Raw genomic sequence first — 7039 nt, forward strand, 5'->3', positions numbered from 1 at the left:
AAAATAGACAGATGTGTCTGTATTTTATAGAATAATGCCAATCCTGACAAAATTTTCATAAAAAGATGTTATCTCATATACATAGAATTCTAGAAGATTTGGGTATTAGCTCGCAAAAACGCGTACTTCATGTTCAGTTTTCTAATCCATCGTTGAATACTCAAGTCTTTTTACAAAGTATTGAAGGGCAGCATCAGTTAAATGAAGGGCTGGCTGCCGATCTATTTTGTCTCTCTACTAATGCGCATATTTCATTAAAACAACTTATTGGTTGTCAGGTTGCAGTCGATCAGGTAACTGATCATGGACAATTATTCAGAACTATGGGAATTATTACCGAAGCCAGTCAGGGGCAGAGTGATGGTTCATTAACATTGTATAAACTGAGATTACAAGATCCGACCGCGCTATGGCATAAACGCCGCAATAGCCGTGTGTTTATGAATAAAAGTGTACGGGATACCACTGAAATTCTATTTACAGAATGGCAGAACAAAAGCCCATTGTTTGCGTCTAGCTTAACTTTAGATTTAAAAAGTTTAACTGAAAACTACGATGTTCGACCTTTTGTTATGCAAAGTAATGAAACGGATTATGATTTTTTAACCCGACTTTGGCGTAGTGAAGGCATTAACTGGTTAATTGATGAAGCTCAGTTGTTTGCCACTGATAGCTCGGATGAGATTCAACCGCAAAAATTACGTTTAATTGATAATAATGAATCATATTTAGTATTAGACCGAAGAAATATCCGTTATCACCGTAGTAGCGCAGTTGAACAACAAGATAGTATGACGAGCCTCGTGCCAACTCGAAACTTGCAATCTACAGCCGTGCATGTGCAACGCTGGCAGGCTGATGCCTTAAGTCAAGAAGAAGGCATGGGGAGTGTTCAGTCAAAGCATAGTTATAGTGCTAATCAGGATAATGCAAGTTTAAGTCTGGAGCAGGCATGGCACATGAGTCCTGCTTGGATGCAAGATTTAAACGGTGAAGATCAAGCCACCGCATCGGGTCACCAGCAGCTAGAAAAACTCAACCAAAATCTATCCGATTATTATGCATCTCAATCGAAATACTTCCGTGCACAAACCACAGTACGTGATGCGCAGGTTGGTTATTGGTTTGAACTTAATGAACATCCAGAAATAGATGCGCATAGCGGGTCAGACAAAGAGTTTCTGATTATTGGCAAAAGCTTCTATTTGCAAAATAATTTGCCTAAAGATTTGCAGCAACAAATCAATCAACTTTTTAGTCAAAGCCAATGGCAAAACAATCAATCAGGGCTAAACGACCAGACTGAACGTCAGGGTAATCAGCTCATTTTGTCGCGTAGAAATATTAAAACTGTTCCTGAGTATAATCCGCTCGAGCACCGACCAGTAGCTTACCCACAGCGCGCTAGAGTGGTGGGCTTGGAAGGTGAAAGTATCCATGTTGACCAATGGGGACGCATTAAAGTCCGTTTTCTGTTTACCCGAACTGATGACCATAGCCATGATGGGGGAGCAGGAGGTAACGACAATGATACCGACTCGGCTTGGGTCGATGTACTGACTCCTTGGGCAGGCGAGGGTTATGGAGCGCGGTTCTTGCCACGTGTAGGTGAGATCGTGGTCATCGACTTCTTTGACGGCAATATTGACCGTCCGTTTGTGGTGGGGCGTATTCACGAAGCCGAACGCCACCCAACCCAATTTGACCAAAAAGGCCAGCTACCTGACACCAAAAAGCTCAGCGGCATCCGCTCAGAAGAAGTCGATGGTAAAGGTTTTAACCAACTACGTTTTGATGACACCACAGGGCAAATCAGTGCCCAGCTACAAAGTAGCCATGTGGCAAGCCAACTCAACTTGGGTAACTTAAGCCATCCAAAAGACAAGGCGGAAAGTGATGGCCGTGGTGAAGGTTTCGAACTCAGAACTGATCAGTGGGGTGCAGTCAGAGCGGGAAGTGGCTTACTCATTAGTACCCACAAACAGGAGCAAGCTCAAGGTGTACATCTAGACGCAAATGAAGCTAAGCAACAAATAGAAGGCGGTCTGAACAATGCTAAAGCACTCAGTGAAGTGGCTAAAAATCAGCAAACTGACCCGTTAGATATGCTTGAGAATATTCAGACTTTCTTAGAAATTCTTAAACAAGAAGATCCTAAAAAGGCTGCTGAGTTTCAATCAGCGGTAATGGTGTTGGCATCTCCAAAAAGTATTGCTGTAAGTAGCAATGAAGATATACATTTCAGTGCAAATGGTCAGCTTACTCAAAGTGCTGGAGATAGCATTAATATCAGTACGCAAAAGAATATAGTAAGTCATGCGAGCCAAAAAATAAGCCTATTTGCCGCTCAAGACGGTGCTCGGCTTTTTGCTGGCCAGGGCAAAGTAGAAATTCAGGCTCAAGGTGATGCCTTAGATGTGATTGCTCGAAAGGGCGTGCAAATTACTTCAACCGAAGACACGGTTTTTATTACTAGTCCAACTGAAATTAATCTGACTGCAAATGGGTCTCAAGTTAAGTTGAATGGTTCGGGTATTTTCCCTGTCACAGGGGGGAAGCTTGAGGTGAAGGCTGGGCAGCATTTATTTATGGGCGGAGCCAAGGTGGCAACGAAAAATCCAGAATTGGCAATGTTGCCAGATTACCATTTAACTTATATAGCTAAAGATATGGATGGAAATCCATTGAAAAATAAAAAATATTTAATGATTTTACCGAATGGGGAAATGGTCAGTGGTGTGACAGATGGTCAAGGTAAAACACAGAAGATCACAACTAAGGGCCCTCAGCAAATCCAAATTAGCTTAGAAGATCACGTTCATGATGGTTTTGTAACTTTTGAAGAAGAATAAATGATGAATAAGATTAAATTAAAGTTATTTATTAATGTATTGTCTGATAATGATACGATCGCTTGCCATGGAATGGATTATTCTGTAACTGAAAAGGGAAAACGGCCAGGACAGGTTAATAAACTAGCAATAGCCACAGGAAGTGCTAAGAATCCTAAGCCTCTTGTGCAGCCGTTGGATTTGAACTCCATTTATAAGAATAAACCTATTCCAGCTCAGACGATTGCCCAAAATATGGCAAAGTATAAAGATGTACACGAAGGTCCAAGCTTGAGTCAGAACCGAGAAGCTAAAACTGATATGAAAGGTTTTACTAAAGAAATGCATCTGCCAGTTGGTGAGTATGATCTTTGGATTAAAAGAAAGGATTCGGAGTGGGAGAAAGCCATTAATATTAATGGTAGTTCAGGTCTCCATATAAAAGAAGAAAAGCAAGGAATCACTACTATAGAATATCAAATAAAACAATATTATCGCTATAAAATAGAAGGATTTAGGGGGACTAAACTAACTGATAATATTCCATTTGAAACTTTTACTTTTGACAAAGACGGTAAGGAAAAGAAAATTAATTTACCTAATGTCAAAATGAGTGTTGTAGATAAAAATGGTTTTACTCCACCTTTATATTCACCAAAAGGTGAGGTTATATTTGTAAAATTTAAATTCGTAAATATATCTGCCCAACCAGATAAAAAAGACATACAGCATTTTGCAACTATGAGTAAAAAGAATTATGTCACTGTACAGTTGAAGTCTGTTGCGAAGATAACAAAGCAAGATAAGAATACGACAGTAACTTTGCAGGGCAATGGAAAACCGCCTGTTATTTTAAACATGCATCGAGAGGAAATGATAGTTCTTTCAGCAGAGGATTATGCTGAGTTTGAAAAGGAAAGCTCAAAACTAGACAAGTTATTTGGAAACTCTTTTGATGCTAAAAATAAATTAGCAGAAGCAATAAAATCTGGTAGTGTTTCTAATGTTAAAAAAGCAGAAGAAGAAATAAAAGAAGCAGAGAAAAAGATCGAAGAGGAGCTAAATAAAAACTTTAAAAAAGCGGCTGATCTAACAGAAGTCATTACTTTTGAAGCACGTCAAAAGAAAAATCCAAATGGTAACACGCAAGAGTTTGATTTCAGACGTCGGTATCTGCGTACTGACCGATATATGCAGTTACAGCAAAAGAAAAAAAACAAAGAGAGCTTTAAGGTAACGGTTTTAGGGACGGAGTTAAAGAAACTTAAAGATATAAAACAAGACTTTAAGAAAATTAACCAAGAGACTATTCATAATGAATTTAAAAAAGTTAGTTTAGATCTTGCGAAATATTCCAAGCAAACGGGAACTAAGGTTTGGGATTTCTCCGCTTTTAGTGCAGGTTTTGTCGAACAAATTAAGCTTTCAGATAACTTAACGGTTGATATTCAATCACAATGGTTAAGGTGTGTTGGTGGCGCTGGCTTATCGACAAGTGCGAGCTGGAAGCCCGAAAGTGGTGAGGTGAATGCTAAGGCGAATGTTAATGCTCAAGGCAAACTAGTGTTATTTGAAGGGAAGGCAAAAACCACCTATGTAATTCCATGTGATAAAGGTTGGATGTTGAACTTTGATGATATCGATCTAGGTGCATTCCGATTTATTATTGGTATGGAACTCTACGGTTTTGCAGGTGCAAAAGTGGCTGCGGGGATCGGTTTAGAGATAAGCTATAGTAAAAATGGGCAGCAACAATTAGCTGCTAATGGTAGAAGAAATCGAAATCCTTCACTCTCCAATAATATGGGAGAAAACCGTCCAAGATTTGTGCCAATGGATCGAGATGAAACCATTATTCCTGGTAGTGGTGCAAGTTCTGAGGGGCAAATTGAAGCTTTTGCTGGTGCTGAAGCGGGAATCAAACCATCTGGAGAGTTCCAGTGGCTTTCACCTGAAGCTAAAGATTTTAAACCTTTAGCGAGCTTAGCTGTCGATTTTGCTGTAAGTGCAGGCTTAGGGGCGGGTGTTAATTTTAAATTATTTTACTGGTTAGAACGAAACCAATTCCGTTTTAGAGCAAAAGCCGCTTTATGTGTTGGGTTGGGGGCAAAAGGAGCGCTAGATTTTGTTATTGATTTTAGCCAAGTTCTTGAAGTATTACGATGGGTGCATTATCAACTTTTACGAGCTCAATTTACCCTGTTGGGTTTTATTGCAAAAGACGCATTTGCTAATTTAAGCCAGTTGGCTGTAATTGCATTAGGTAGTGATTCATTAACAGCAAAAGTTTTAACTGATATCGCAGGGGAGTTTGAAACATTTAACGCAAAATACTCTATTGCAAAAACATCTGTCGATTTAGCAAATAAAATTAAACGTCAACCGGATTGGTTAAAAATGGCTACCCCAAATGCTAAAGGAATGCTAATTTATCAAATGACAAGGCATAGTGAATATACACATGCTGCTGATATGCCTAAAACAGGAATTAGCCCTTTTTTACCTACACATAAAGAAGCGGTACTTGCAATTTTCGAAACTATAGTAACTGAAGATGAGTGGTTTAACGTGCTTCAGAGGATGTCATTGAGAGGGGCGAAATCGCAACAGAGTATTCAAAACTTAGAAAAACAATTATTGGTATATTTTCATGATGGGTTTTGGTCAAGAGCTAGTGATTTTGTTAAAAAATATGCTCTTAATTCGGATACTATTGGACGTGGTAGTGAATATGTGGAGCAATACGAAAAATTACGCTCTAAAATCGTAAAAACTATTCCTTTACATGAAAAAGCACCAATGAATAATCCTAGAGAATTAGAGAAATTAAGAGAAAAAATGGCTGAACAACCACGTATTATCAATGCTGATACTTTAATTGCTTTAAATACAGAATCAGTACCGTCTATTGCTGTAGATGGTACTGATGCAGAACTATTTATTGCTGCAAATTATGAACAAAACTCAGATGATTCATATATGGTTTAAATTTATTTTATAGGTTGCTGAACATTCGCGACGCAACGGGCAGAATATAAACGATACTTGGTTTTACTTTCCTCATTTGGAGTTGGTAAAGCTTTAGTTCTAGCTATATTTAATCCATCAGCCATCATCAGGTTATCTGCTCCCATTGGCGAGGTACTGCGTAATACTTTTTCAGTTCCTGTTTTAGGTCCTGTTGGGTTATCAGTAGGTGAGTGCTTATAGTAATCTTTATTGTACCAATCATTCATCCATTCATAATTATTGGTAACAAGATCATAAAAACCCAGAGGATTCGGGGGTGTTTGCCCTAGAACAGGAATGTTTACGGCAGTAGAGGGGCTGTTTTTCTCAATATATTGATCGTATTGTTCCATACTCCATAAGTTTTTCCCTTCTTCAATATGGCCTGTATTGGTTGCAAATAGAGTATATTGCCCTTTATTTCGAGCTACATATTCCCATTGAGCTTCAGTAGGTAAATCCATTGGAGTGCCGACTTGCTGTCCCAACCATTGACAGTAGTCTTTGGCTTGCTGCCAACCCATACCAGTCGCTACTTCGTGAGCAATTTGCTGATTATATCGTTTATTATCTGGACTCTCATTTTGTCCAGTGGCTGCTGTAAAAATATTAAAGTCTTCTAACGTTGTTTTATAAGCATTCATATTGAAGCTGTTAAGCGTGACTTTATGCAGGGTTTTATTATTGTCCCCAGGGGAGAAAGGCTGGTTATTGGGTTTTTCAGTATTAGCTTTGGGATTTTTCACCGCCATACTATTTGGAGCCATTTTTTCTAATTCTGGTGTTACTAGTCCAAAATCACCCATTAGGTAGCTACCACCTTCAACAAAGATCATATTCTTTTTGGTTTTTTCAACCAATTGCTGAATTTTTTGCTGAAGTTCTGGTGAGGGCTTTGATGATTTATGATTTGTCTCACTAGATTTAGCACAAGCACTTAAAGCAAGACTTGAAAATAAAACAACAGCTATATTCCGTTTCATCATTTTGTGGGAAATCATTAGGTTGAATATTGATGAAACTATTTTAGTAAGAGAAGTGAAAGATATAAAGAGCGGTTTTGTTATTCAACTCAGTGAATAATCATTATAGTTACGAAAAATTAAAATGAACCCAGATCTTTTATAATTGAAAGATAGATTAGGTTGCTTTGGGGAATTAAGCGTTAACCAATTGGCTATTCAAAAGAGGAATCTATA

Annotated in this window: 3 protein-coding genes; 2 read left to right on the top strand and 1 reads right to left on the bottom strand. The window is 38.5% G+C overall.

The annotated features are described in order from the left end of the window. Window positions 1-65 precede the first annotated feature (65 nt). Both NL42_RS12515 and NL42_RS12520 read left to right on the top strand, forming a co-directional pair. A complete protein-coding gene (locus NL42_RS12515) occupies window positions 66-2852 on the top strand; it encodes a DUF2345 domain-containing protein (RefSeq protein ID WP_461312989.1) in 2787 nt (928 codons plus the stop codon). Next, the gene (locus tag NL42_RS12520) at window positions 2853-5819 is read left to right on the top strand and encodes an ATPase (protein ID WP_461312990.1); all 2967 of its coding nucleotides are present in this window, start codon (window positions 2853-2855) and stop codon (window positions 5817-5819) included. A gap of 2 nt (window positions 5820-5821) precedes the next feature. On the opposite strand, the gene NL42_RS12525 is transcribed toward NL42_RS12520, so the two are convergent. Then, the gene (locus NL42_RS12525; RefSeq protein ID WP_461312991.1) at window positions 5822-6826 is read right to left on the bottom strand and encodes a formylglycine-generating enzyme family protein; all 1005 of its coding nucleotides are present in this window, start codon (window positions 6824-6826) and stop codon (window positions 5822-5824) included. Between the last annotated feature and the right edge of the window lie 213 nt (window positions 6827-7039).

The organism is Acinetobacter sp. GN11, assembly GCF_054823985.1.

Coding starts and splice junctions, on each gene's coding strand:
- NL42_RS12525 (WP_461312991.1), bottom strand. CDS start 6,826: ATGATGAAACGGAATATAGCTGTTGTTTTATTTTCAAGTCTTGCTTTA.
- NL42_RS12515 (WP_461312989.1), top strand. CDS start 66: ATGTTATCTCATATACATAGAATTCTAGAAGATTTGGGTATTAGCTCG.
- NL42_RS12520 (WP_461312990.1), top strand. CDS start 2,853: ATGATGAATAAGATTAAATTAAAGTTATTTATTAATGTATTGTCTGAT.